Origin of the sequence: Pseudoxanthomonas sp. LjRoot143 (assembly GCF_964252945.1) — a bacterium.
In the GTDB taxonomy this organism is placed as follows: domain Bacteria; phylum Pseudomonadota; class Gammaproteobacteria; order Xanthomonadales; family Xanthomonadaceae; genus Pseudoxanthomonas_A.
The window spans coordinates 3,675,616-3,700,566 of sequence record NZ_CAXUPM020000001.1; the positions used below are offsets into that span (position 1 = coordinate 3,675,616).

Genomic DNA, 24,951 nt, shown 5'->3' on the forward strand with positions numbered 1-24,951 from the left:
ATGGGATCTTCCATGCGCGTTTCCCTGCTTGCCGCCGGCCTGGCGGCGTCGTTGCTGACCCTGGCCGCCTGCAAACGCACCGAACCCGCCGCCGCCCCGGCCGAGGCCGCCGCGCCTGCCGCCGCCGCAGCGAAGCCCACCGGCACGCACGACAACCTCAACGCGGTGGCGTGGGTGCAGACCTCGGTCGAATACCGCGCGATCACCACGCAGACGTTCCGCGCGGCCGCCGACCACCTCGATGTCGCGCTGAAGGAAAAGAACTGGGACGCGCTGGTCCCGAGCGAACGCGGCAACGCCGCCACCGGCCTGAAGCCGGCCGTCGTGATGGACGTGGACGAAACCGTGCTGGACAACTCGCCGTACCAGGCGCGCCTGATCCGCGACGGCAAGGAATACGACGAGATCAGCTGGGACCAGTGGGTCGCCGAGAAGAAAGCCAAGCCGCTGCCGGGCGTGGTCGATTTCGCCAGGGCCGCGGCCGAGAAGGGCGTGACCATCCTGTACATCTCCAACCGCGCCGTGCACCTGAAGGAAGCCACGCTGGCCAACCTGCGCGAGGCCGGCCTGCCGGTCGCCGACGACAGCGTATTCCTCGGCCTGGGCACGGTGCTGGAAGGCTGCGAGCAGAACGGTAGCGAGAAGAACTGCCGCCGCCGCCTGGCCGGCCAGCAGTACCGCGTGCTGATGCAGTTTGGCGACCAGATCGGCGACTTCGTGCAGGTGGAAGCCAACACCCGCGACGCCCGCCAGGCGCTGTTCGACGAGTACGACGACTGGTTCGGCGAGCGCTGGTGGATGCTGCCCAACCCGACCTACGGTTCGTGGGAGCCGGCGCTGTTCAACAACGCCTGGGACCAGCCGCCCGCCGCCCGCACGCAGGCCAAGCGCGACGCGCTGGACTACGCCCCGTGAGCGCACGCGGGCCGGTCGCGCTGACTGCACGCGAGCGCCTGATCTTCGCGCTCGACGCCCCCTCGGGTGCCGACGCGCTGGCGTGGGTGGACCGGCTGGGCGATGCGGTGCAGTTCTACAAGATCGGCATGGAGCTGCTGGCCAGCGGCGACTATTTCACCGTGCTGGACGAACTGGCCCGCCGCGACAAGCGCGTGTTCGTCGACCTGAAGTTCTTCGACATCCCCGCCACCGTAGCCGGGGTGATCCGCGGCCTGTCGCGCTGGCCGGTGACCTACGCGACCATCCACGGCTGGCATGCCGGCATGATGGAAGCGGCCGCCGAGGCGCGCGCTGGCGAGCTGCGGTTGCTGGCCGTGACCGTGCTGACCTCGATGGACGGGGGCGACCTGCGCGCCATGGGCATCAACAGCGGCGAACCGGCGGACATCGTCGTGCAACGCGCGCTTTCGGCGCAGACGGCCGGCATCGACGGCGTGATCTGCTCCGGGCAGGAGGCGAGCATGATCCGCGCGGCGACCGGTCCCGGCTTCTCGATCGTCTGCCCCGGCATCCGCCCCGGCGGCCCGGTCGGCGACGACCAGAAGCGCACCGTCGGCGTGGCCGAGGCGTTCTCACTGGGCGCCGACGCCATCGTGGTCGGCCGACCGATCAGCAAGGCGACCGATCCGCGCGCGGCCGCCGAGGCGATCCAGGCAGAAATCATCACCGCCATTAAGTAAAATCAATAACTTGAAGTAAATTACTTCAGGTATTGCCTTAGCATTCGGGCGCAGTTAGTCTGTGCGCATCCGGCCTCTGGGCCGGAGATGTGCCACAACACTTCGTCCTCCGGCTTCGGCCGGATTTCAGGAGGTCCGCGGGGTCGCAAGACATCCGGACCTCCTTTTTTATTGCCCGGAGCACGGCAACTTGCGACGCCCATGCTTGCCGCTCCCGCCACGGGCCGCGAAGATGCGGGGCGACTGGGGAGTCACACCGCATGAAGCCGAAGCCGTCCGCGTCCGTCCTGCGCGTGCTGGCAGCCCTCGGGCTGTCGCTGGTGCTGCTGGCCGCCTGCAGGAAGAGCGAGCCCGTGGAACTCGCCGGCGCCGCCAGCGAGCCGGCCGCGGCGGTTCGCCAGTTGGCGACCCACCTGCAGCGCAACGACCTGGTCGGCTTCGCGCGCGATGCCGTCCCGCCGGACGTCCACGCGCGGCTGGACATCGCTTGGCGCGCTGGCACGAGCCGCTGGCCGCTGACCGAGCTGCCGCTGGACGACAAGCTGGTGGCGATGCTGGCCGCGCTGTCGGCCAAGGATGCCGAAAGAACGCTGCAGCGCAGCTTCGAGCGCCAGTTCGCCCGGCAGGACCGCGATCTGAAGGAGGCCGCGCGCACGCTGGGCCTGTTCGGCGTGCAATACGTGAAGAACGAGGGCGACTACACCCAGGAGGAACGCGACCACTACGCGCAGGTGATCGCGGCCCTGGGCGACTGGGCGCAGCAGGCGCCGCTCGGTGATCCGGCGCTGGCCAAGGCCACGCTGGCGCGGCTGGCGCCGGCGGCGCGACGCAGCGGGCTGACCACCGAGCAGGCCCTGAACGACGCCGGCATGGCTGCCAGCCTGCAGCGGCTGACGCCGTTCTTTATCGAGGCCAAGGCCACGTTCACGCGCTACGGGCTGCCGCTGGACGCCACGTTCACCGACTTGCGCACGGGCCTTGTCGAACAGAAGGGCGACACCGCCACCGTGCGCATCCACTACCCGCTGGGCGAGCGCGAGATCGACACCGTGGTCAGCCTGACCCGGCGCGACGGCCAGTGGTACCTGACCGACTACCTCCGGCATGCCGACGAGGTGCTGGCGGCCGCGACGCCTCCCTTTCCGCCGACGAACCTACCGGCGCCACCTGCCGACGACGCCCCCGCCAGCAAGCCCTGACGCGCGGCAACGCTCTTTCCTTTAGACTTTCAATTACTTACGGCCACTGCACCGCCCGGGTTGTCCCGCTGGCTCAGGATAAGCACCGCCCGCCGAGGGCTGTAACCGCTTTCCAGCCAGCCATGGCCGTGGGCCATAATGCGGACGATGCCTGAACAGAACTCCCTGCCGTTCCCCGACGGTCCCAAGCCGACGCCGCCGGAGAAGAAGTCCGATGCGACGGATGCGGCTGCGCCCGCGACCTCGCCGGATCCCGCTGGCCGCGACGTTGCGCCGGTGACCGCGGGCGTGCCGATGGCACCGCCCGTCGCCACCCGCCAGGCCAAGCGCCCGTTGTGGGCGCGGATGCTCGGCCGGCTCGCGGACCCGTGGCTGGCCTTGAACATCGAGCCCGGCGTGCCGGCCGACCTGCTCGACGGCCGCCCGGTCTGTTATGTGCTGGAAGACTACGGCCTGTCGAACGCGCTGATCCTCGATCGCGCCTGCCGCGATGCCGGCCTGCCCTCGCCGCTGGTGCCGCTGCCGGTCGGCGGCAATCCGCTCGGCCGCAAGCGCGCCTACGTGGCGCTGTCGCGCCGCAACGCCAGCACGCTGATCCCCGACCAGATCAGCGCCAAGACCCACTCGGGTTCACTGGCCAAACTGCTGGACGCGCATCGCGCCAGCCCGGCGCTGGACGTGCAGCTGGTGCCGGTGTCGATCTTCGTGGGCCGCGCGCCGGACAAGCAGAGCGGCTGGTTCTCGGTGCTGTTCTCCGAAAACTGGGCCATCGTCGGCCGCTTCCGCCGCCTGCTCGCCATCCTGCTCAACGGCCGCGGCACCATCGTGCGCTTCGCGCCGCCGGTGTCGCTGCGCACGACGGTCGACGAAGGGCTCGAGCCCGAGCGCACCGTCCGCAAGCTGTCGCGCGTGCTGCGCACGCACTTCCACCGCATCCGCGAAGCCGTCATCGGCCCCGACCTGTCGACCCGCCGCCTGCTGGTCGACCAGGTGCTGGCCGCCGATCCGGTGAAAGAGGCCATCGCCGAACAGGCCAGGCGCGACAAGTCCAAGCCCGAGGACGCCTGGAAGAAGGCGCACGCCTACGCGTGGGAAATCGCCGCCGACTATTCCAACCCGGTGGTGCGCTCGGCCAGCTTCCTGCTGAGCCATGTGTGGAACCAGATCTACGATGGCGTACTGGTCCACCACCTGGACAAGTTCAAGGAAGCCGCGCCGGGCCACGAAGTCGTCTACGTGCCCTGCCACCGCAGCCACATGGACTACCTGCTGCTGTCGTACCTGCTGTACGAACGCGGCATCGTGCCCCCGCACATCGCCGCCGGCATCAACCTCAACCTCCCTGTTGTCGGCACGTTGCTGCGCAAGGGCGGCGCGTTCTTCATGCGCCGCAGCTTCCGCGGCAACCCGCTGTACTCGGCGGTGTTCACCGAATACGTGGCCCAGCTGGTCTCCGGCGGCTACTCGCTGGAGTACTTCATCGAAGGCGGGCGCTCGCGCACCGGCCGACTGCTGCCGCCGAAGGGCGGCATGATTTCGATGACGCTGCGCGCGTTCCTGCGCCAGCCGCGCAAGCCGGTGCTGTTCCAGCCGGTCTACATCGGCTACGAGAAGCTGCTGGAAGGCACCAGCTACCTGGACGAACTCAGCGGCCGGCCGAAGGAGAAGGAATCCATCTGGGCCGTGCTGTGGGGCATCCCCAAGGTGCTGCGGCAGAACTACGGCCAGGTGGTGGTGAATTTCGGCGAGCCGATCCCGTTGAACGACGCGCTGGCCAAACACGCGCCCGAATGGGACGGCACGCCCGTTGGCGAAGAGGAAAAGCCGGCCTGGCTGTCGGACATCGTCGATGCGCTGGCGCAGCAGATCCAGGTCAACATCAACCGCGCCGCCGACGTGAACCCGATCAACCTGCTGGCGCTGGCGCTGCTGTCCACGCCGAAGCACGCGATGGGCGAGGCGGACCTGATCGCGCAGATCGAACTGTCGAAGACGCTGCTGGCCGAACTGCCCTACTCCGACCGCGTCACCGTCACCCCGCATTCGCCGGACCGCATCATCTCCCACGCCGAGGAGATCAACATGCTGCAGCGGATCAAGCATCCGCTCGGCGACGTGTTGAGCGTGGACGACGACACCGCGGTGCTGCTGAGCTACTACCGCAACAACGTGCTGCACCTGTTCACCGCGTCGTCGTGGATCGCGTGCTGCTTCCAGAACAACCGCCGCATGAGCCGCGCCGGCGTACTGCGCCTGGGTCGCACGCTGTATCCGTTCCTGCAGGCCGAGCTTTTCCTGCCGTGGACGGAGGACGAGTTCGCCGAGCGCATGGAACGCACCATCGAGGTGTTCGTCCGCGAAGGCCTGCTGCAGCAGGTCAACGACGACGACGGCGGCATCCTCGCGCGCAGTGCCGGCCAGACCGACGAGGTGTTCCGCCTGCGCGCGATCGGCCATTCGCTGCAGCAGGCGTTCGAGCGCTACTACATCGCCATTTCGGTGCTGGTGAAGAACGGCCCGGGTACGCTGGGCGCGGCCGAACTGGAAAGCCTGTGCCAGCAGGCGGCCCAGCGCCTCAGCCTGCTGTACGCCCCGGCCGCGCCGGAGTTCTTCGACAAGACGCTGTTCCGCGGCTTCATCCAGAAGCTGCGCGAACTGAAGCTGGTGTGGCCCGACGAGAACAGCAAGCTGCTGTTCGACGAACGCCTGGACGCGTGGGCGCGCGACGCCAAGGCCATCCTCGGCCGCGAACTGCGCCACACCATCGAGAAGGTCAGCCCGGAAGCGGCCAAGCCGGCCGAGCCGGTGGTGGCGTCGCAGGATTGACGCCCGCGCTGCGGTCGCGCAGGTCGACACGCAGTTCGCCCCCGACGCGGATGATCGTGCGCAGCGATGACCAGCCGCGAACAGCGCTGGCTGGCAGGCTCAGAAGCCTGTTCCCGCCGCCTTGTCGCAGTTCATGCGAAGGAACTCCATCGCGTAAAGAACGCGTGCGGCCAGATCCGTCGCGCCCAGATCAACGGAAGACGCGCTATCGACGCCGCGTTGGTGGATCAGTACGGTTGCTCCACTGGACGTCGCTTTGACCTGCGTGACGTCGGACCAGGAAATCGTGTCCTTCGCAGTCGTCCCATTCACGAAATTCTGCGGATAGTACTGGTGGGCAGGACTGCTTTTCCAAGGCAACCAGCGCCCCTGCTCACTGGTGTCGTAGACGCGTTCACTCGATTGCAAGTCGATGGATGAGGTGTCATGCAGGATTTCGGTTACGCAAAGATCCGGACTGCGAACGTCGACCACCCTGGCTGCTCCAGAAAACTTGATACGACTGAACACCAATCGGCCCTTCAGTTCCTCGAAACTCGCCATAAACGTTCCGCTCTGATAGCCGTTCTGCGGAAGTGTCATGGCAAGGAATTCCTGTGCCCCCTCGGCAGTCTGCTCGGGTTGCGCGGCGGCTTGCCCGGCCAGCGCAATGCACGCGACGAGGACTCCTCCTTTTTGCGATCCGTAGCGTTCTTGCGAACTTCATTTCGACGCCCCCTTGCTGTGATGGTCCTGCGGGATACTTCACTGTGGTCTTGCCGGACATGTCGCATCAACAATGCAGACCCACGCCCCGGATCTCTCCACCTGCGCGCGCGATTTCGCCGAGGCCTTGGAGCGAACCGGCGTCCATGGAGATTCCTCCGCTCAAGGCATGGTTCCTCACTGGCCTGAGCTCTTGACCGTGCCTACGGTCTTGCAGGTCTCCTTCGGCGCAGCGCAGACGATTGGCGCGGAGCACTTGAACTCGAACCGGGGAGGGTCGTTCGCGGGGCGCTTGGCCATCTGTGCGACCGGCATTTGCGCCCATAACGACCTGTCCTCGCGGACACAGGCGATCCCGCCCGCGCTGTAGGCAGGATTGCCGGTATTGATCCTGCACAGATGGGCCGCATCCCGCGCGAATGCTGCGCGGGCATCGGCTTCGGCGGCCTTGAACATGGACGTCGGCGTGGTCCTGAAGGGCGCGCTGGTGCAGACCTTGCGCGGTTCGGCTCCGGACTCGGGCGGGCGCGCACCGGCCGCCGTCGGAGCACCGCGCGCTCTCGCTGCCGCTTCGCGCATCTCCACGAGGCGCCGCGCCTCAGCCTCGCGGTGGCTTCCGAGGCGCTGGGTTTCCCGCGCCACTTCCGCCGCCTTGCGATTGCGCTCCGCCTCGGCGGCCTTGCGCTGGAGATCGGCCTGCGCCTCCCGTTGCCGCTGCTCGCGCTCAAGGCGCGCCCGTTCGGCAGCGGCGCCCGGGTTCGCCTTGTCGGCGGCGGCCTGTTCCGCGGGCGATGCGGCCTTGCAGTAGCCAAGGGCGATGCACTTTTGAGGCGTGACGCAATAGCGATCCTCAAGGTCATCTACCAGCATGCCGACCGTGTTGATCTGCATGTCGCGGGCGATGTAGACCGTCCGTCCCTCGGAATATGCGTTGGTTTCCCTGCAAGGCAGCCAGATTCCGACCTGTGCATGCACGATGTACGGTGCTGCCAGCAGCGCAAGTGCGAGCAGCAGGCGGAGGGCAGTTTTCACGCACTCCCCTCCCTCAAGGCGAACCTGTCCGGGTTCGACGCATCGCCACCGGAAGCCGAGAAAGCTGGCAGGAACATCAGAACCCCGTCCCCGAGGTGGCATCGCACTCCAGGCGCAGGAACTCCATCGCATAAGCAACGCGCGCGGCCAACGGCTCGGAAGCCAGCTTGAAGCGGATGGCCGGCTTGATCCCGCTTACGGCCACGCTGGTGCCGTCCTGCTTGACCTCGGCCACCTTGTCCCAGTCGATGCCGTAGGACGGCTTGCGGTAGGGCAGGCTGACTTTCCAGTAGTTCTTCTGCCCGCTGTCGACCTCGATGTCCTTCGCCTGTACCTCCGGCGTGGAGATCTGCGAGGCGCAGCGCGTCAATTTCATGATCGACGTCAGCCTGTATCCGCCAACGTCGTGGGTCGATGTCTTGTAGTCGCCGCAGCCGTATTCGCCCGCCTTGAAACCGGAGGCCGTGTCGTAGCTGTAGTAGCGACAGAAGGATTTGCTCGCTCTCACCTGTCCCCAGCCGTTTCCGTCGTCCAGTTCGAACGTCGTGGCTCCCTGCTCGACCACTTTTGAGAGGAACAGGTGGGCACCTTCCACCGTCTGCTGTTGCGCATGGGCCTGGAACGGGGCAACCAGCAGCGCGAGGACGCATACCTTCTTCGAGATGTTCATTCGTTTTTCCTTTTCGCCCGTCCGGGCATAGTCATTTTTGAGGTGATGGCGTGCAGCGGCGGGCCCATTCGATGCAAGGCCGGTGGCGGCGTGCGGGAGTGGAGGCTCACGATCTCTGTTCTCAGCAGCCCGTCACGTCGGTCACCCGCACCGTGACCTGCTCCACCGGACACGACAGCGGAGAACCGGGAATGGCGATCGCATCGCCCACGCCCATGCAGCTGCCGCCGACGTAGTTGTGCTGGCTGCCCTGCACGCCCGCGCCCTGGGCGACGCCGGGGCAGCGCGCCTCGTAGTGCACCGTGACGCAGCCGTTGACGGTGGTCTTCGGGCCGATCACGTAATAGCGGCCGCTGCCGCCCAGGCAGGTGTCCGCGCGCAGGCGCAGCGTGCTGCGCGCCAGGTGCAGGCTCTGCTGCCACGCCTGCTGCTGGCGTTGCTTCGCCTGCTCGTCGGCCAGCCGCCTTGCTTCGTCCTGCCGCTGGCGCTCGGCCTCCTCCTGCTGCTTCCTGCGCGCCTGGTCGGCGGCCTGCTGCTGCGCCACGCGTTGCTGTTCGGCCTCCCGCGCCGCCTGCTGCCGCGCCTGTTCGGCGACCTGCGCATGGGCCTGTTGCTGCGCGATGGCACTCTGCTGCGCCTGCTGGCGGGCGCGTTGTTGCTCCGCCTGTTCGGCCTGCTGTCGCGCCTGTTCGCGCGCCTGCGCTTCTTCCATCGCGCGCCGCGCGTCGGCGACGCGCTGGTTGGCGCGATCGACTTCGGCCATGTCCTGCTGGAGGGTCGCCGCGGCCGTGTTGAGGCCGCCCATGAACGCAGCGAAGTTGGCCTCGCGCTGCGCCTCCTCTTCGCGGCGACGCTGCGCGTCGATCTGACGCTGGTAGTCGTCCTGCACCTTCCAGTTGGCGTGGATGCCGCGATATTCCTGCGCCAGCGCCGGCGTCACCGGCATCAGGTCGTAGGTCTGGTCGTAGGCGTCCGATCGTCCGCCGAGCATGCCGGCGGTCCAGCCGTAGCTGCGCCACCGCGGCGCGCCATCCGGCGCCACCCAGAAATCGGCGTTGCGCACCCAGCCCGTATGCGGCGCCATCGTCACCTTGATGGCTTCGCTCAACAGGCTCTCGTAGTACTTCTTGCGGGTGGTGAACTCCAGCACCTGGCCGTCGGCCTTCCAGCGCGCGCCGGTGCTCACGTAGTACTCGCCCTTGCGCGACGTGATCTGCGGCTTGAGTTCGTTGGGCTGCTTTCCGCCGGGCATGGCGACGTAGGCGAAGTCGCATTCGCTGCCGCCGTCGGCGGCGAAGAAGCACACGCGCAGTCCATCGCCTTGCTGGTGGAAGCGGATGTAGCAGTTGTTGCCACCCACCTGGGACGGCTTGCACCAGGTGAAGGTCTGGCCCGACAACGCCGCCAGCGGCCCCAGGCCGGTGATGACCGGCGCGGGTTCGGGTGGAGGCTCGGGCAGCGCCGGCGTGGACACGGGCGCGGACACGAGCGTCGTCGCTATCGCCTCGGGGTCGGAGGCCGGCATCGTCGCCATCGGCGTCCCGGCCGGAACGTCGGCCGCTTCCGCGACGACGGGCGCGATGTCGCGGGACGCCAGCGGCTTCAGCTCGTGCGCGTACTTCACGTCCGTCACCTGCTCGTCCTTGAGCTTGACGCCCTCGTACATCACCTTGTTGTCGCCCGCCAGGCGTAGCCGGTAGGGCAGCTTGATCATGCCTTCGCGCGCCCAGACCACCTCGCCCGGCGACGCGATGCGCCCCTGCCACTTGAGGTTCATGCCGAGCAGCGACGACGTCAGCTCCAGTCGGCCCGGCGTGGACGTGGGCCGGATGACGTTGGTCTGCACCACCTTGCCGTCGTGCGGGTTGATCCATTGCTCGCGGAGTTCCTGGCCCGGCGACAGCCATTGCCATTCCACGCGATAGCCATCGCCGAGCTGCCAGCCTTGTTCCACCAGCCGGACGTAGGGCCCCCATGCGGCGGCGTCGATGGCAGGCTCGGCGGTGGCGGCCTCCTGCGCGCGCGCGCCGGGAATGCCGATGGCCAGGCATGCGAGAACGAGGAGGACGCGGGACAGGGACATGATCGGATTCCGGGACAGGATGGACGGGGTGCGATGGCGCCACGCGATGCCGCGGCGCACTCCCTTGCAGCCATATCGGCACCCCACTTGCCGTCCTTGAGCCTGCGCATCCCCCGACGCCATCCCCATGGCCCCGTGCGATCCACCGCGTGCGGCGATCGCGCCCCTGTGCGGACGATAGCGACCTGCGACAGACGCGCGCACTCCCGTTCCGGACTTGACGCGGGCGCGGAATCCGGCTTGTGCGCGGACGCGTTTCGTAATTAACTGCGGCGAAGATGGCGCGGGACGCGATCCGCGCGCCGCCAAGGGGGAACACCGATGAACGACGACCACGCCCTGGCGCGCGTGCTCGAGCCGCTGTACGAATCGATCCTGGACCCGAGCCGGCTGGACGACTTCAACGTCCTGCTGGGCCAGGCGACGCACAGCCATCTCACCGGCATCCTCGGCCACGATGTCGCCTGCGGTCGCGGCAGCGTGGCGCGCGTGGCCGGCGCGGATCCGGAACGCATGGCGGCGGAAATGCGTCCACTGAACCTCAATGTCGATCCCTGGGTCAGCCGTGCGATGCCACACCTCGCCACCGGCCGCGTCTTCAATACGGAAGACCTCCTGCCGAACGCGCAGATGCGGCGCAGCGACATCTTCAACGCCTACTACCGGCAGTTCGGCGTCGAGCAGCAGGTCGCGGCGGTGGGTCATTACGACGGCGCCAATTCGATCACCCTGTCGATCTGCCGCGACGACCGGCATCGCCTGTTCGACGAGGACGAACTGGGCCTGTTCCAGCGGGTGGTGCCGCACTGGGTAAACGCCTACGCCATCATGCGCCGGCTCGACCTGCTGCAGCAGCGCGTCGAGTCGCTGGAGGCGGCGCTGGACCAGGCACCGATGGCCATGTTCACGCTGTCCGCCAATCGTCAGCTGCTGCGCGCCAATGCCGGTGGCGAGCGCCTGCTCAGCCTCGGCGTCCTGCATCGCACTGCAGGCCAGCTGTCCGCATCGGGCTGGCAGGATGCATCCCTGCAACAGCTGCTGGCGCGCGCCACGCTGGCGCGCCCCGACGGTCAGGCGGGCGACGTGGAAAAGCTGGTGGTACAGGCGCCCGGCATCGGCGCCATCGCCATCACCGCGCATCCCCTGGCGCCGCCGCTGATCGCGGGCGACGCCGCCTTGCTGGTGTTCGCGCAGCCGGTTGCCTCCGCGAGCCCCGCGCGGCTGGAACAGGCGCTGCACCATCTGTTCGGCCTGACCGACGCCGAACGCCGCCTCGCGGTGGCCATGCTGCAGCACGCCGACCTCGCCCTCGCGGCGCAGGCCTGCGGCGTGGCGGTATCCACCGCGCAAACGCGATTGAAGGTGGTCTTCGACAAGACCGGCGAGCGCAGCCAGCCGGCGCTGGTGCGGCTGCTGGGTGCGCTCAACGCGGTCTGCTGACCGCGCCGCGGCTCAGGACATCGCGTGGAACGAGCGCGTCAGCCAGGCTTTGGCGGGCAGCGCGCGCGCGGGCTCCCGGATCAACCGGTGCAGCGGTGAGCCGCACTCGGACAGGTACGGCTCGTCCTCCATCACCAGCACCATCCGCAGCAGATCCACGCCCCCGGGCAGGATCGCCGGCGGGAGGTACTCGCGGAAGCCGTAGTGCTCGAACACTCCATGCAGGAACGGCTCGCAGGCGAGCAGGCAGTACTGGATGCGCGCCTCCTGCGCCCAGCGATACGCCTCTTCCATCAGGCGATCCACCACCGGCTTGCTGCGCTGGTCGGCCTGCACCGCGAAGCGCGTACCCACCGCCACCTGCGCCAGCGGCCAGGTGCGCGCGAAATCGTCGATCTGGAACAGGCTGCCGTACTCCACCTGCACCGCCAGCGGCGAAAAATCGTGCAGGCGCAATGTGGCGATCGCCTGCTGGCCCTTTTCCACCGCCAGCGTGGTGCCGCAATCGTCCAGGCCATCGGTGACGCGCTTGCTGCGGTCGCCGAACTGGCCCTGCTCGTGGAAGTAGACCTCCCGTCGCAGGCGTGGCACGTCGCCCAGGGATTCCCCCGGCTGGATGCGGTGCGTCCGCAGCCCGATGCCGGCCAGCGCCGCCTCGGCCGACGCCGATGCGATCCGCGCCTCGCGGGCGGAGGTCGGCATCCGGTGGTTGAACGGTTTGTCCTGCTCCATGCCACTCCCTCGCCACGGCGCCACAGCGCACGGGGCCTGATCATCGGGAACCGCGGCGCCGGCAGGACGGCAGACGGTCAGTCGGTAGGGGAAATCCCCACGCCGGGCTTTCAAGCAAGCATCGGGCCAACTGTCGGCCGCGCGCGCACGCGACTCCTTCTTCCCCTCTTGGCGGCGCGTAGCCGGGTGCGCGCCGCCGGACGTGGTGCAGCGGCCTGCGCCGGAGTGACGCACTGCGTCAGATTGCGTCGCCCCTGAAGGACGTCGCGCGCCCGCGTGTCAGTCGTGTCGACGTGGCTATACTCGCCCGCGGCGTCCGGTGGGGACCGGTCGCCACAAGGAACGTCACACCACACAGGGGAACTCAATGTCCGTACGTCATTTCGCCCGCATGGCCGCATGCGTGGCCGCGCTCGCCCTGCTCGCGGGCTGCGCGCCCAAGTCGTATTCCGTGCGCCATCCGGCACCTTCCGAGCATCTGGTGTTCGGCACCGCCGCGCCGGCCACCACGCTGGCGCTGGTCGATGCGCGGCCGGGTGCGGGCCGCGCCTTTTCCAGCGGCGTCCTTCCGGCCGCGCTGACGGTGGACGGCGCGCCGCTCGATGCCGCCGGCTACCTCGCGAAGAACCTGCAGGCGGAGCTGGCGGCGCGCGGCCTGCCCACGCAGGTCGAGCTGGGCGGCAACGCGCTGCCGACGCTGGAACTGACGGCGTTCCGCATGCAGAACCATCGCGTGAACGGCTTCAGTCCGTTCGTCACGCTGACCTTCCTCGGCGGCGACCTGGTGACGCCGACAGGCAAGCAGCGTCTGGGCGTGTTCGTGAAGCGCGGCAAGGTCCCGGTCTGGAGCTTCGATGAGGTCGTCGAGCCCACCTTCAACCAGCCGCTGTCGCTGGCCATCAAGGAACTCGCCGCGAAGATCGCCGCACGCCTGCACGGCGCGCGCAACAGCGATGCCGACGTGGACCGCCTGGTGAAGAAGATCGCCACGCGCAGCGACGACAGCTATCTCGACGTGTACGCGCTGGGATTCACCAACAACCCGAACGCGATCGGCCCCATGGCGACGCTGGCACGCGATCCGGACGAGTACGTCCGCCTGGCGGCCATTTCTTCGCTGGGCACGCTGGGTGCGGTCGACCAGCTGGACCTGCTGACGTCGATCTACCGCGACGGCACCCTCTGGCAGGACCGCGCCATGGCGTTGAAAGCCATCGGCGACCTGGATTCGCCCGCGGCGGATGCGTTCCTGGAAGCGGAACATGCCGCGCTCGAGGCGAAGGCCGGCGACAAGGAAGTCGACTGGACCCTGCAGGTCGTCCGTCTTTATCGGTGATGCATCGCCCCGGAGGTCCGAAGGACCGCTCAGGCGGGCCTTCGTCTTCCCTGTCTCCGGCGGTCAGGCCGGCTCGTCGGGGATCTGCGCGCTTTCGAGACGCGCGATGCAGTCCTTCAGCCACAGTTTGCGCTTCTTGAGCCGCTTGATCGCGACCTCGTCGGCGGCCTCGTCGTCGACCAGCCGCACGATGGCCTCATCCAGATCGCGGTGCTCCACCCGGAGCGCGGCGATCTTCTCGGCAATGTCGGCGGGGTTGTCGATGTCCACGCCGCGAGCGTACACCGTCCCGCTCCGCATCGTCACCGCATGCGCGTGCCTGTCCGGTGCTAGGATCGGCCGCCGGCGAGGGACCGGCATCATCATGTCCAGGGGAAAATCGATGTCCGTGTTCTCACGCTGCTGCATGGCGGCGCTGTTGTCGTGCGCCATGTCGCCCACCCTTCTTGCCGCCGACCGGCAACCGCCGCCGCTGGACACCTTGCGTGCCGCGCCGTTGCACCTGGTCGCGCTGAACGACCGCACCCGCATGCAGGTGCCCTATGTCGGTCCTGCCGGCGCCCCGACCGTCGTGTCCAACACGATCCCGGCCGGCGCCCTGCTGGCCGGCAACCTGATCGGTGGCCTGGTCGTCGCCGGCATCGAGCACCAGCGCCTGAAGGAAGCGCGCGCCACCGTGCAGCCTGCGTACGACCTGCTGCGCGAACGGCAGTGCCTGCTGGACGGAAGCACGGCCTTCATGGATGCGCTGGAGCCCATCGCCCGCCACCAGGGGCAACCGACCGTCGCCCGCCACGTGCTGACGGGCAAGCAGACCCTGGACGATGTGGTGTCGGCCAAGGACGAACGCCACATGCTGCTGCTCAGCTATGCACTGACACCGGCCCTGGACTACCTGCTGACCACGGTGCAGGTGATGTACGCGCCGAAGGGCGAAGGCAGCAAGGACTCCCGCGTCAGCTGGGACGGCCAGATCACGGTCGCCAGTCCTGCCGCCCCGCTGCCCGCCAAGACCCCCGACGACATGCAGCGGTTGGTGGACGAGGCACAGGCCGAGTGGATCGAGGGCGGCGGAGCCGCGCTCGTCGAAGCCGCCAATCGCGGCGACGCCGACGCGCGGCGGCGTGTCGCCGGCCGCTACGCCACCCACCAGCAACGCCTCAAGGACGCGCGCTCGGCGGAGTGGTCGCTACGCTACGCCTCGACAGAGCGCGCACGCGTCTGGGTGGCCGACGACTGCGCGCCACTGCGCCAGGCCATCGAGACCAATGCGGCGCGGGCGGCGGCGCTGTTGCCGCGCCTGTACGCGCAGAACCTGCAGCCGTTCCCCAAGCCCGGTTTCTGGAAGATGCCGCCGATCCCGGAAGAAACCCGCGACGGCATGGTGATCCGCGCCGGCGGCCCGATGGCGTGGCTGTCCTGGCCGGAAGGAAACACCATGCCGGGCCGGCACCCCTCGTCCACGTGGATGCCGGAAGGCGACACGCCGGAGCCCGAAGCACCGGCCGCCGGGGACACGCCGCCGCAGGACGCCGCCGCAGACTGACAGCACCCGTCCCGCGCGAGGCGAGGGTCGGAGGACGCCCGGGTAGAATGGCGCCATGAGCACCGTCCTGCCCCTGCCCGACCCCGTCCTGCGCCGTCCGGCCACCGATCCGCGTCGCGCCGCGCACGAGCAGGGCAAGCTGGCCAAGCGCCTGCGTCGCCAAGTCGGCCAGGCGATCGCCGACTTCGGCATGATCGAGGACGGCGACAAGGTGATGGTGTGCCTGTCCGGCGGCAAGGACAGCTACACCATGCTGGACATCCTGCTGCAGCTGCAGAAGAAGGCGCCGGTGCGCTTCGAGCTGGTCGCGGTGAACCTGGACCAGAAGCAGCCCGGCTTCCCCGAGCACGTGCTGCTGGAGTACCTGGAGCGCGTGGGCGTGCCGTTCCACATCATCGAACAGGACACCTATTCGGTGGTCAGCCGGGTGATCCCGGAAGGCAAAACGATGTGTTCGCTGTGCTCGCGCCTGCGCCGTGGCTCGCTGTACAGCTATGCCGAGGAGAACGGCTTCACCAAGATCGCGCTGGGCCACCATCGCGACGATCTGGTGGCGACGTTCTTCCTCAACATGTTCTTCCACGCCAAGCTGTCGGGCATGCCGCCCAAGCTGTTGTCGGACAACGGCAAGCACGTGGTGATCCGCCCGCTGGCGTACGTCCGCGAGGACGACATCGCCGAGTACGCCGAGGCCAAGGGCTTCCCGATCATTCCCTGCAACCTGTGCGGCAGCCAGGAGAACCTGCAGCGCAAGCAGGTCAAGAAGATGATGGACGCGTGGGAACGCGAGACGCCCGGCCGCATCGAGACTATCGCGCGGGCACTCGGCGATATCCGCCCGTCGCAGCTCAGCGATCCGAACCTGTTCGATTTCCTGTCGCTCGGCCATCGCGACGGCGCCGCACTGCCCGGCGCGGCCCAGTGGCTGGTGGGCGATCCTGTCGCCGACGAGACCTGATACGCCCCTTTCGACCACGCCCACCGCGGCATGGCCTTTCCGCTTTCCAGAGACCTGTCTTTCGATGTTCTTCCGCAATCTGACGCTGTTCCGCTTCCCCACCTCCCTCGATTTCTCCCAGCTCGATGAACTGCTCCCGGAAGCCGCCCTCAAGCCGGTCGGGCCGCTGGAACTGTCCTCGCGCGGCTTCATCTCGCCGTTCGGCCGTGGCGAGGAAGCGCTGTCCCACCGCATCAACGACGCCATCTGGTTGAGCGTGGGCGGCGAGGACAAGATCCTGCCTGGCGCGGTGGTCAACGACCTGCTGCAGAAGAAGCTGCAGGAAATCGAGGCGAAGGAAGGCCGCAAGCCCGGCGGCAAGACGCGCAAGCGACTGAAGGACGACCTGCTGCACGAACTGCTGCCGCGCGCCTTCGTGAAGCCCTCGCGCACCGACGCGCTGATCGACCTGGAGCACGGCTTCATCGCCATCGATGCGTCCTCGCGCAAGACCGGCGAGAACGTGGTGTCGGAAGTGCGCCGCGCGCTGGGCAGCTTCCCGGCATTGCCGCTCAACGCCGAAGTGGCGCCGCGCAACGTGCTGACCGGCTGGATCGCCGGCGAAGCCCTGCCGGAAGGGCTGTCGCTGGGCGAGGAATGCGAGCTCAAGGACGCGATGGACGGTGGCGCCGTGGTGAAGTGCCAGAACCAGGAGCTGCAGAGCGACGAGATCGCCAAGCACCTGGAAGCCGGCAAGCAGGTCACCAAGCTGGCGCTGGTGCTGGACGACCACGTGTCCTTCGTCCTCGGCGAAGACCTGATCGTGCGCAAGCTGAAATTCCTCGACGGTGCGGTCGACCAGTTGGAAAACACCGAGCACGACGACCTGCGCGCCGAGCTGGATGCACGCTTCGCCCTGATGTCGGGTGAAGTGAAGCGCCTGTTCCTGGTGCTGGAACACGCGCTCAAGCTCAGCAAGGCCGACTGAGCGCACGCGACCGCGGCGGCCCATCCACTACCATCGCCCCATGCCGTCCCTGCTCCAGCGCCTGATCACCCGCACGCCGCGCAGCGTGGAGCGCGATACGGTAACGGTGACGCTGGAGGACGGCCGCGCGCTGGACATCCAGCGCGTCCGCGACCCTCGCGCGAAGCGGCTGAAGCTCAGCATCGACGAGCGTGGCGCGCGCCTGACCTTGCCGTGGCGCGCAAGCCTGGTGTCGGGCGACCGCTTCCTGCAGCAGCACCGCGGCTGGCTGGCCGAGCAGCTCGCGCGCCACATGCCGCACGACGACCTGCCCGCTTTCGTTCCCGGCGTCACACCGCACCTGCCGCTGCGCGGCGAGGACGTTCCGTTGCACTGGCACGACGGCCGCTTCGCCCGCATCGAGCGGCTGGATGATGGCATCCATGTGCGCCTGCCTGCGCGCGTCAGCGACGTCACCCTGCGGCGTACGTTGCGCGCGTTCTACGAGGCCGAGGCGCGCACGGACATCGGGCGATGGTTGCCGGCCTACCTCGCCGGGCTTCCGCGTGCGCCACGCCAGATCCGCCTGAAGGTGATGTCCTCGCAATGGGGGTCACTGGCGCCGGATGGCACCCTGACGCTGGACTTGGCGCTGGTGCTGGGCAGGCCGTCGGCGTTCGAGTACGTGCTCGTCCACGAGCTGTGCCACCTGCTGCAGGCCAACCATTCGCCGGCCTTCTGGCGGGAAGTCGAAAGCCGCTTTCCCTCCTGGCGCGTTGAGCGGGCGTGGTTCCACGCCGAGGGCCGCCGGCTCAAGGCGCGGCTGCACCGGCTCCTGCAAACGGGCTGACCGCGCGGACCGGCGGTCACTTCGCCCCATGTCCTGAGTGAGACGTTCGTCACGATTTCAGGTGAGCCGGAACCGGCGGGCCAGCAGAGGGTGCTCGCCCGCCGCCCGGCCTTCCTCTTCGCCGGCCATCGTCCATGAACCAGCGCCCGCCCGCGCCACAACCGCCTGCCACGCCACTCCGTCAGGGCACGTCCCGCCCCGGACTTCCCCAGGGAGGGGGCGGGTTCTCGCTGTACAACCTGCCGGTCACCGAAACCGCGACCAGCCTCAACGCGCGCCGCGCCGTGATGAGCCGCAAGGGCATATCGGCGGAAGAAGCCGGCGCACGGGCGCGTGAGCGGCGCCGCCAGGCCGGCAAGATCCAGCGCTTCGATCGCATGGCCATCTTGCTGGCCCTGATGCTGCCATTCACCGGAGCGCTGGCATGGCGGGGGAGTACCGCCGGCTCCATCCCGATGCTGCTCGCCGGCTACATCCTGTCCGGGCTGGCGGTCGCCGGACTCATCGCCCGCCTGACCCGCACGCCGGAAGCCGCGCGCGCGCCGTTGGAGCAGTACTACCTGCCCGACGAACAACTGGCCAACGCGGAAGACATCACCCTGCTGCGCCGGCTGGCGCTGGAGGATCGCGAGCTGGATGCGGTCACCGCCGCGTGGTGGCGGAGCAGCGCCCCGATCCGCAAAGGCGATGTGGCACTGGCCGTGGCGTTCCATGCGGCCAAGCGGGATGGTTCAGGACTGAAGAAATCCTGATACCAGGGTAGCGACGCCGACCGGATCCTCCATGTGGAGATGATGCGTGCCGGCGATCACGTGCAGCCGGCCATCGGGCAACAGCGCGGCGCGCTGCGATCGCAGTGGTTCGGGGAAATAGGGTTGCGGCGGATCCGCGTACACGACGGTGGTCGGACACGTGATGCCGGCCACCAGCGCCGAAAGCTGCGCTTCGTCCAGCCGTTGCGGCGTGGGCAGGGTCAGGCGCGGATCGCTGCTCCAGACGAATCCCCCCTCCACGGGCCGCACGCCACGCTCGACCAGCAGGCGCGCCGCCGGCTCGCTCAACTGGTTCGCCAGCATGCGCGCGCGCACCGGCGCCGCCAGATCGGTGAACACACGCAACTGCTTGCCCGGCAGCGCGCGCGCCGCGGCGATCGCTTCGCGCCAGCGGTCCGCGGTGCGCTCGACGGTTTCAGCCAGACCGCCCAGGGCTTCGATCACCACCAGCCGCTGCACGCGTTGCGGCACGGCCGCCGCCATCAGACTGGCGATGCCGGCGCCCATCGAATGGCCGAGCAGCGAGAACGTCTCCCACCCCAGCGCGTCGGCGATATCGAGCACGGCATTGACCGCCACGCCGCTGGTGTATTCCGCGCCGGGCGCGAGATGCGCGCTGCGGCCATGGCCCGGCAGGTCGGGCGCCACCAGTTGCACCCCCCGCAGGTGGGCAGCCAGCGGCACGAAGCTCGCCGCATTGTCGAGCCAGCCATGCAGCGCCAGCACACGGGGACCGGTGGTACCGGCACGCAACCCGGTGATGCGCCCCAGCGGGATATCGACATCGAACTCGCGCAGCGTCATGCATCCGCCCCGGCGATGCGTCGCGCCAGCGCCGCCAGCGCGTCCGCATGCAGGCCGTCGTCGTTGAGGCAGGGCAGGTAACGCAGCTCACCACCGCCCGCTGCATGGAAGAGCTCGGCGTTCTGCATCGCGATCTCTTCCAGCGTCTCCAGGCAGTCGACCGCGAAGCCGGGGCAGACCACGTCGACCCGACGCACGCCACGCGCCGCCAGCGCCTGCAGCGTGGCGTCGGTGGCCGGCTCCAGCCAACGCTCCTTGCCGAAGCGGGACTGGTAGGTCAGCGTCCACTCCCCCTCACCGAGGCCCAGCGCCTCCACGATCGCGCGGGTACTGGCCTCGCACTGCTGCGGGTACGGATCGCCGTTGCGCGCCAGCCGTTGCGGCAGGCCGTGGTACGAGAACAGCAGGTGTTCGCCGGCGGTGTGGCGCTCGCGCCATTGCCGGACCGAGGCCACGACCGCCGCGACCCAGTGCGGATCCGTCGCGTACTGCTCGATGAACTGCACTTCGAGGCCGGCGGCCTCGCGCAGCACGACGTCGCGGACCGACTCAGTGGTCGTCGTGGAGTATTGCGGGTAGAGCGGCAGCACCACCACGCGGCGGATCCCCTCGGCTCGCAGCGCACGCAGCCGCCCGGCCAACGCCGGCCGGCCGTAGCGCATCGCGTCGAGCACGCGCCACCCCGGCAATCGCGCCTGCACCGCTTCGGCCAGCCGGCGCGTGTACACGGCGAGCGGCGAGCCCTCCGGCATCCAGATGCTGGCGTACTTCTCCGCTGCGCGCGGGCCGCGCAGCGGCAGGATCAACCCGCGCAGCAGCGGCTGCCACAGCAGCCAGGGGATCTGCACCACGCGGCGATCGCTGAGGAACTCGGCCAGATAGCGGCGCACCGCCGGCGCCGTGGGCGCCTCAGGCGTACCGAGATTGACGAGGAGCAGTGCAGTGGCGGGCGTGGTCGCTGGCATCCGCGTATTGTGTCAGAGCGTCGCAGTCGCGCCGATGCCGTGCGACCTTTCGCCGCACCGCAGACGGGACGGCACGCGTCAGCACCGATTCATCACAGCCCGCCTACTTTCAGGCAGTTGCAGCGTCCTGCTGCGAAACCCCCTTATGGAGCCGCCATGAACCGCACCTCCCGTCGCCTGCTGCCGCCCACCGCGCTCGCGCTGGCCGCCGCCCTGTTCGCAGGCCAGGCCATTGCGGGTCCCAAGGAAGACGAGCGCGCCACCAACGCGGTGCGCGTGCTCAACGAGATCCAGCGCATCCCCGAGAACGGGATCCCCGACAAGCTGCTCGACGAAGGCAGGGCGATCGTCGTCATTCCGGACACACTGAAAGCCGGCCTGGTGATTGGCGGCCGCCGCGGCCACGGCCTGATGTCGGTGAAGAACGCCGATGGCAGCTGGTCGCAACCGGTCTTCATCAAGCTCACCGGCGGCAGCATCGGTTTCCAGGCCGGCGTGCAGTCGTCGGACGTGGTGCTGGTGTTCCGCAACGACCGCTCGCTCGACTCCATCGTCAACGGCAAGTTCACCCTCGGCGCCGATGCCGGCGTGGCCGCCGGCCCCGTCGGCCGCAATGCCAGCGCGTCCACCGATGGCCAGCTGAAGGCCGAGATCTGGTCGTGGTCGCGCGCGCGCGGCCTGTTCGCCGGCGTGGCACTCGATGGTGCCGTGCTCCAGATCGACGACGAAGCCAATACCTCGGTCTACGGCAGCGCCGCCACGCCGCGCGCCATCTTCGAGAGCCGCGCGGGTCAGCCGTCGGATGCCGTGGTCGGCTTCCGCGACCAACTGGAAGAAGTCACCGAGCTTGCCCGCGGCAACCGCGGTACGAGCGGCACCCCCACGCAGACGACGGCGCGCGCGCCCGCACCCGCCGTCGCACCGGTGGTCGTCGAAGCGCCCGTGCAGACGCAGGGCTTCGAGCCCGTGCAGGAAGGTGAAGTGCGCACCGAGCCGCTGGACGGCACCCCGTAACGGAAGTAATGGGCGGTGGATCGCCATCCCGGCGGTCCGCCTGCGCTATCCTGAGCGCCCCAACTTTCCTGCGAGCACACCATGGGCGGTTTGAGCATCTGGCATTGGATCATCGTGCTGGTGGTCGTATTGCTCGTCTTCGGCACCAAGCGCCTGCGCAACGCCGGCCAGGACCTGGGCGAAGCGGTCAAGGGCTTCAAGAAGGGCATGAAGGACGACGACAAGCCGGCCGGCCAGCTGAACGACCAGTCGCGCACCGATGAGTCCAGCGCCGCCAAAGAGCGCGACCGCGACGCCAACTGATCCGGCGGGACGCCCGCCGCGACCATGTTCGACATCGGTTTCAGTGAACTGCTGGTCATCGCCATCGTCGCGCTGATCGTGCTGGGTCCCGAACGCCTGCCCAAGGCCGCGCGCTTTGCCGGCCTGTGGGTGCGCCGCGCACGCGCGCAGTGGTATTCGGTGAAGGACGAGCTGGAACGCGAGCTCGCCTCTGAGGAACTCAAGCGCAACCTGAAGGACGCGCAGGACGCATTGCGCGATACCGAGCAGCGCATCCGCGACAGCACGCGCGAAACCGAGCGCCAGTTCGAGGACCTGCGGCAGGCCGCCCGCGATGACGCACAGGCGCTGCGCGACGACATCGAATCTTCCATCACGCCGCCCGCGCTCGCGAAACCGCCGGCTGCGCCTGCGGCAGCCGATCCCGAGCCGGTGCTCGAGGAGGAAGGCCGCCTCGCTTCGACGACCGACATGCAGGTCGATGCTCCGCAGGACGAAACGCACGCGCCCGAAACGGGCACGACCGCCGATCTGTTCCCGCCGAAGGATCCGCGATGAACCGCGAATCCCCGGAGCAGGAAGCCGAGAGCAGCCTGATGGAACATCTGCTGGAACTGCGCACGCGGCTGGTGCGCGGTCTCGCAGGGACCGGCATCATCCTGCTCGCGCTGCTGCCGTTCGTGCGCCAGCTCTACGATCGCCTCGCCCAGCCGCTGATCTCCCAGCTGCCCGCGGGACAGGCCACGCAGATGATCGCCAGCGACCCGACATCCGGGTTCTTCGCGCCGATCAAGCTGGCGTTCTTCCTCGCCCTGTTCCTGTCCTCGCCATGGCTGCTGTTCCAGGCATGGAGCTTCGTCGCACCCGGCCTGTACAAGCACGAGAAACGACTGGCGGTGCCCCTGCTGGTCTCGGCCATCGCGCTGTTCTATGCCGGCTGCGCGTTCGCGTACTTCCTGGTGCTGCCCAGCGTGTTCCACGCGCTGACCGTGTTCACGCCGGACATCGTGACGCTGGCGCCGGATCCGGCGAAGTACCTCGACTTCGTGATGGTGATCTTCCTGGCCTTCGGCGTCAGCTTCGAGCTGCCCGTGGCGCTGGTGATCATGGTGCTGCTGGGGTGGGTGACGCCGCAGCAGCTGCGCGAAGGCCGCGGCTACGCCATCGTCGGCGTCTTCGTCATCGCCGCGCTGATCACGCCACCCGATGTGGTGTCGCAGCTGATGCTCGCCATCCCCATGTGCCTGTTGTACGAGCTGGGCATCATCGCGGCGGGCTGGCTGAAGCCGAAACCGGCGCCCGAGACGCCGTAGTCGCTCGGCAAGGCAAATCCGCCTCCACGGCACCGGCGTGGCCCGAGCGTGGGCGCGCTTTTCGTAGAGCGGAGCTTGCTCCGCTGCTCTTCGGCCGCCGTCGGTTGGCGGCTCAGCCGAGCAAGCTCGGCTCTACTGGATGCAGCGTCGGCGCTTGCGCCGGCCTCAGACCTCGATCCGCGAGGGCGCCGTTGGTGCGCCCGGCGTGGCCGCGCCCTCGCCCAGCATCTGTCGCCATGCGGTGTAGGCGGCACCCGCAAGCACCGGCATCACCAATGCCATCAAGGTGAACTGCCACAGCCCCATTGCGATGGCACCACCGACGACCAGCGCCAGGATAGACGCGACCAGCAGCGATCCCATGCCGACCGCGAAGATGGCGATACCCGCCAGCAGGTAGAACACCAGCATCGCGGTCCAGTTGTGCACGCAGGCGCGCAGGCTGTTGCGCATGGCGTCGATGACATGCGTGCCGGAGAACAGGATCTGCGGCGACGCAATGAACGTCATCCATTTCACCGCCACGAAGACGACCGCCACCAGCAACAGCCACAGCAGCAGGCGACCGGCCGGGAGCCCTTCGACCAGTGAGGGATCGGGCTGGCCGCCGGCGGCCGCGATCGTCTGCATCTTCTGGTAGACATCGGCCAGATGCTGCAGTTGTTCGGTCCCCACCATCACGAACAGCAGCGCGCCCATCACGAGCGCGGCCAGCAGTTGCGGCAACAGCGTCGCCAGCAGCGCGGGCGCGTGGCCATCGCGGACCGGCTGCAGCAGGTTCGAGGGCTGCGCCGCGCGTCCCTGGTCGACTTCGCGCACGGCCCACAGCATGCCCGCGAAGAACAGCGGGCCAGCCAGCACCAACAGGAATTGCATCGCCAGCGTCATCGCCGGCAGCGTCACGGCGACCAGCGCCACCACCATCGACATCAATCCCCACAGCACAGCAAGCGTGGCCAGCGGCACCGGCGCGCGCTTCAGCAGCGCGAAGCCCGCCAGCAGCCATTCCGCGCCGGCACTGGCCGGCACCTTGTTGATCGTTGACATCGGGGTTCTCTGAGGGGTGTGCAGCGGTGAATCAGCGCGCGTGCAGGCCGCGCGCATGGCGGACGAACCGCCGCAATAGTTTGCGGGCTTGCGGCGCCGCCGTCACGCTGCGGGCGATCGTGCCCGGGCAGCGGCCTTCGCTACGCAGGTGGTCGGCGCGGGCATGCACGTAGCCGCGCATGTGGTGGGTGGCGAATTCGGGGTGGAACTGCACGCCCCAGGCGCGGTCGCGCCAGCGGAAGGCATGGCATCCATCCTGTTCGGAGCGCGCCAGCACCGTGGCGCCTTCCGGCGGCCGCGCCACGGTCTGCACATGGGTGGCGTGGGCGGCGAACTTCAGCGGCAGCGCGGAGAACAGCGGATCGTCCTGCGCATGCGGATGCAGGTCGATGTGGACCGTGCCAGATTCGCGCCCGGCCGGGTTGTAGGCGACTTCACCGCCGAGCGCGTGCGCCAGCAACTGGTGTCCGTAGCAGATGCCCAGCAGCGGCAGGCCTTCATGGGCGGCATCGCGCAGCCAGTCGGCACTGCGCTCGCTCCAGTCGGCGCGGTCGGTGACCATCGCGGCGGAGCCGCTGACGATGACGCCGGCAAAGCCTTCGCGCGCGGGCAAGGCATCGCCGCGTTCGACGTTGGCCACCACGGTCTCGTCCGCTTCCAGTCCGGCGGCCACGCGGATCCAGTGCGGGAAGCCGCCATAGCGCCGCATCGAGCGCACCGGCTGGCCGGTTTCGACGATGAGGAAAGGGGCTTTCACGGGCATATCCACGACGGCGGCGAACGGGCGAAAAGC

Annotated in this window: 25 protein-coding genes; 15 read left to right on the top strand and 10 right to left on the bottom strand. The window is 68.6% G+C overall.

Translation table 11 applies throughout. The features are described 5' to 3' along the window. Positions 1-12: 12 nt before the first annotated feature. The 4 genes from ACSQ1W_RS17785 (at position 13) to plsB (ending at position 5,662) form a co-directional block, all read left to right on the top strand. On the top strand, positions 13-915 hold the full coding sequence (locus ACSQ1W_RS17785; protein WP_436045092.1) for a 5'-nucleotidase, lipoprotein e(P4) family: 903 nt from the start codon (positions 13-15) through the stop codon (positions 913-915). Then, positions 912-1,637, top strand: coding sequence for an orotidine-5'-phosphate decarboxylase (gene pyrF, locus ACSQ1W_RS17790; RefSeq protein WP_436045093.1), 726 nt, complete (start codon positions 912-914; stop codon positions 1,635-1,637). Before ACSQ1W_RS17785 ends, pyrF begins: the two co-directional genes overlap by 4 nt. A 260-nt stretch (positions 1,638-1,897) precedes the next feature. Next, positions 1,898-2,836 (top strand): hypothetical protein, encoded by a 939-nt coding sequence (locus tag ACSQ1W_RS17795; RefSeq protein WP_436045095.1) that lies wholly within the window; start codon positions 1,898-1,900, stop codon positions 2,834-2,836. A 138-nt stretch (positions 2,837-2,974) separates the two neighbouring features. Beyond that, positions 2,975-5,662 (top strand): glycerol-3-phosphate 1-O-acyltransferase PlsB, encoded by a 2,688-nt coding sequence (gene plsB, locus ACSQ1W_RS17800; protein WP_436045097.1) that lies wholly within the window; start codon positions 2,975-2,977, stop codon positions 5,660-5,662. 99 nt (positions 5,663-5,761) lie between these two features. Here the strand turns inward: plsB and ACSQ1W_RS17805 are convergent, their stop codons facing one another. From ACSQ1W_RS17805 to ACSQ1W_RS17820, 4 genes are all read right to left on the bottom strand, one after another. Then, positions 5,762-6,244 carry a hypothetical protein gene (locus tag ACSQ1W_RS17805; RefSeq protein ID WP_436045099.1) on the bottom strand — a complete coding sequence of 161 codons (483 nt, stop codon included), beginning with the start codon at positions 6,242-6,244 and terminating at the stop codon, positions 5,762-5,764. 300 nt (positions 6,245-6,544) lie between these two features. Continuing rightward, positions 6,545-7,258 carry a hypothetical protein gene (locus tag ACSQ1W_RS17810; protein ID WP_436045100.1) on the bottom strand — a complete coding sequence of 238 codons (714 nt, stop codon included), beginning with the start codon at positions 7,256-7,258 and terminating at the stop codon, positions 6,545-6,547. Between the two features lie 217 nt (positions 7,259-7,475). Then, on the bottom strand, positions 7,476-8,069 hold the full coding sequence (locus ACSQ1W_RS17815) for a hypothetical protein (RefSeq protein WP_436045102.1): 594 nt from the start codon (positions 8,067-8,069) through the stop codon (positions 7,476-7,478). 121 nt (positions 8,070-8,190) lie between these two features. Next, positions 8,191-10,152, bottom strand: a complete 1,962-nt coding sequence (locus tag ACSQ1W_RS17820; protein ID WP_436045103.1) for a hypothetical protein — start codon at positions 10,150-10,152, stop codon at positions 8,191-8,193. 321 nt (positions 10,153-10,473) lie between these two features. Here ACSQ1W_RS17820 and ACSQ1W_RS17825 point away from each other — a divergent pair, with 321 nt between their 5' ends. Beyond that, complete coding sequence (locus ACSQ1W_RS17825) at positions 10,474-11,592, top strand: helix-turn-helix transcriptional regulator (RefSeq protein WP_436045105.1); 1,119 nt, start codon at positions 10,474-10,476, stop codon at positions 11,590-11,592. Positions 11,593-11,604: 12 nt separating this feature from the next. Here ACSQ1W_RS17825 and ACSQ1W_RS17830 read toward each other — a convergent pair whose 3' ends face one another. Beyond that, the gene (locus ACSQ1W_RS17830) at positions 11,605-12,324 is read right to left on the bottom strand and encodes an N-acyl amino acid synthase FeeM domain-containing protein (RefSeq protein ID WP_436045107.1); all 720 of its coding nucleotides are present in this window, start codon (positions 12,322-12,324) and stop codon (positions 11,605-11,607) included. Between the two features lie 367 nt (positions 12,325-12,691). Between ACSQ1W_RS17830 and ACSQ1W_RS17835 the strand changes: the two genes are divergently transcribed. Beyond that, positions 12,692-13,660 (top strand): HEAT repeat domain-containing protein, encoded by a 969-nt coding sequence (locus tag ACSQ1W_RS17835; RefSeq protein ID WP_436045109.1) that lies wholly within the window; start codon positions 12,692-12,694, stop codon positions 13,658-13,660. Between the two features lie 63 nt (positions 13,661-13,723). On the opposite strand, the gene ACSQ1W_RS17840 is transcribed toward ACSQ1W_RS17835, so the two are convergent. After that, positions 13,724-14,092, bottom strand: coding sequence for a YdcH family protein (locus tag ACSQ1W_RS17840; protein ID WP_436045111.1), 369 nt, complete (start codon positions 14,090-14,092; stop codon positions 13,724-13,726). Here ACSQ1W_RS17840 and ACSQ1W_RS17845 point away from each other — a divergent pair. The 5 genes from ACSQ1W_RS17845 (at position 14,091) to ACSQ1W_RS17865 (ending at position 18,712) form a co-directional block, all read left to right on the top strand. Beyond that, complete coding sequence (locus ACSQ1W_RS17845; protein WP_436045113.1) at positions 14,091-15,206, top strand: hypothetical protein; 1,116 nt, start codon at positions 14,091-14,093, stop codon at positions 15,204-15,206. The two genes, ACSQ1W_RS17840 and ACSQ1W_RS17845, sit on opposite strands and share 2 nt — an antisense overlap. 55 nt (positions 15,207-15,261) lie before the next feature. Continuing rightward, positions 15,262-16,164 (top strand): tRNA 2-thiocytidine(32) synthetase TtcA, encoded by a 903-nt coding sequence (gene ttcA / locus ACSQ1W_RS17850; protein ID WP_436045115.1) that lies wholly within the window; start codon positions 15,262-15,264, stop codon positions 16,162-16,164. 64 nt (positions 16,165-16,228) lie between these two features. Continuing rightward, positions 16,229-17,131 carry a recombination-associated protein RdgC gene (locus tag ACSQ1W_RS17855; protein WP_192274505.1) on the top strand — a complete coding sequence of 301 codons (903 nt, stop codon included), beginning with the start codon at positions 16,229-16,231 and terminating at the stop codon, positions 17,129-17,131. Positions 17,132-17,171: 40 nt separating this feature from the next. Then, on the top strand, positions 17,172-17,960 hold the full coding sequence (locus ACSQ1W_RS17860) for a YgjP family zinc-dependent metalloprotease (RefSeq protein WP_436045117.1): 789 nt from the start codon (positions 17,172-17,174) through the stop codon (positions 17,958-17,960). Positions 17,961-18,094: 134 nt separating this feature from the next. Next, on the top strand, positions 18,095-18,712 hold the full coding sequence (locus tag ACSQ1W_RS17865) for a hypothetical protein (protein WP_436045118.1): 618 nt from the start codon (positions 18,095-18,097) through the stop codon (positions 18,710-18,712). Here the strand turns inward: ACSQ1W_RS17865 and ACSQ1W_RS17870 are convergent. Next, on the bottom strand, positions 18,692-19,537 hold the full coding sequence (locus ACSQ1W_RS17870; protein ID WP_436045120.1) for an alpha/beta fold hydrolase: 846 nt from the start codon (positions 19,535-19,537) through the stop codon (positions 18,692-18,694). The genes ACSQ1W_RS17865 and ACSQ1W_RS17870 overlap by 21 nt on opposite strands. Continuing rightward, a complete protein-coding gene (gene hemH, locus ACSQ1W_RS17875; protein WP_436045122.1) occupies positions 19,534-20,502 on the bottom strand; it encodes a ferrochelatase in 969 nt (322 codons plus the stop codon). The genes ACSQ1W_RS17870 and hemH overlap by 4 nt, the downstream gene beginning before the upstream one ends. 156 nt (positions 20,503-20,658) lie before the next feature. Here hemH and ACSQ1W_RS17880 point away from each other — a divergent pair, with 156 nt between their 5' ends. The 4 genes from ACSQ1W_RS17880 (at position 20,659) to tatC (ending at position 23,111) form a co-directional block, all read left to right on the top strand. After that, positions 20,659-21,516 carry a lipid-binding SYLF domain-containing protein gene (locus tag ACSQ1W_RS17880; RefSeq protein ID WP_436045124.1) on the top strand — a complete coding sequence of 286 codons (858 nt, stop codon included), beginning with the start codon at positions 20,659-20,661 and terminating at the stop codon, positions 21,514-21,516. Between the two features lie 81 nt (positions 21,517-21,597). Continuing rightward, on the top strand, positions 21,598-21,819 hold the full coding sequence (gene tatA / locus ACSQ1W_RS17885) for a Sec-independent protein translocase subunit TatA (RefSeq protein WP_062353690.1): 222 nt from the start codon (positions 21,598-21,600) through the stop codon (positions 21,817-21,819). A gap of 24 nt (positions 21,820-21,843) precedes the next feature. Beyond that, positions 21,844-22,356, top strand: coding sequence for a Sec-independent protein translocase protein TatB (tatB, locus tag ACSQ1W_RS17890; RefSeq protein ID WP_436045127.1), 513 nt, complete (start codon positions 21,844-21,846; stop codon positions 22,354-22,356). Further along, positions 22,353-23,111: a twin-arginine translocase subunit TatC gene (gene tatC, locus ACSQ1W_RS17895; protein WP_192274512.1), complete on the top strand. Its 759-nt coding sequence runs from the start codon at positions 22,353-22,355 to the stop codon at positions 23,109-23,111. The genes tatB and tatC overlap by 4 nt, the downstream gene beginning before the upstream one ends. 165 nt (positions 23,112-23,276) lie before the next feature. Here tatC and ACSQ1W_RS17900 read toward each other — a convergent pair whose 3' ends face one another. Both ACSQ1W_RS17900 and ACSQ1W_RS17905 read right to left on the bottom strand, forming a co-directional pair. Next, positions 23,277-24,158 (bottom strand): BPSS1780 family membrane protein, encoded by an 882-nt coding sequence (locus ACSQ1W_RS17900; protein WP_192274513.1) that lies wholly within the window; start codon positions 24,156-24,158, stop codon positions 23,277-23,279. A 31-nt stretch (positions 24,159-24,189) separates the two neighbouring features. Continuing rightward, positions 24,190-24,921: a glutamine amidotransferase gene (locus ACSQ1W_RS17905; protein WP_436045130.1), complete on the bottom strand. Its 732-nt coding sequence runs from the start codon at positions 24,919-24,921 to the stop codon at positions 24,190-24,192. Positions 24,922-24,951 lie beyond the last annotated feature (30 nt).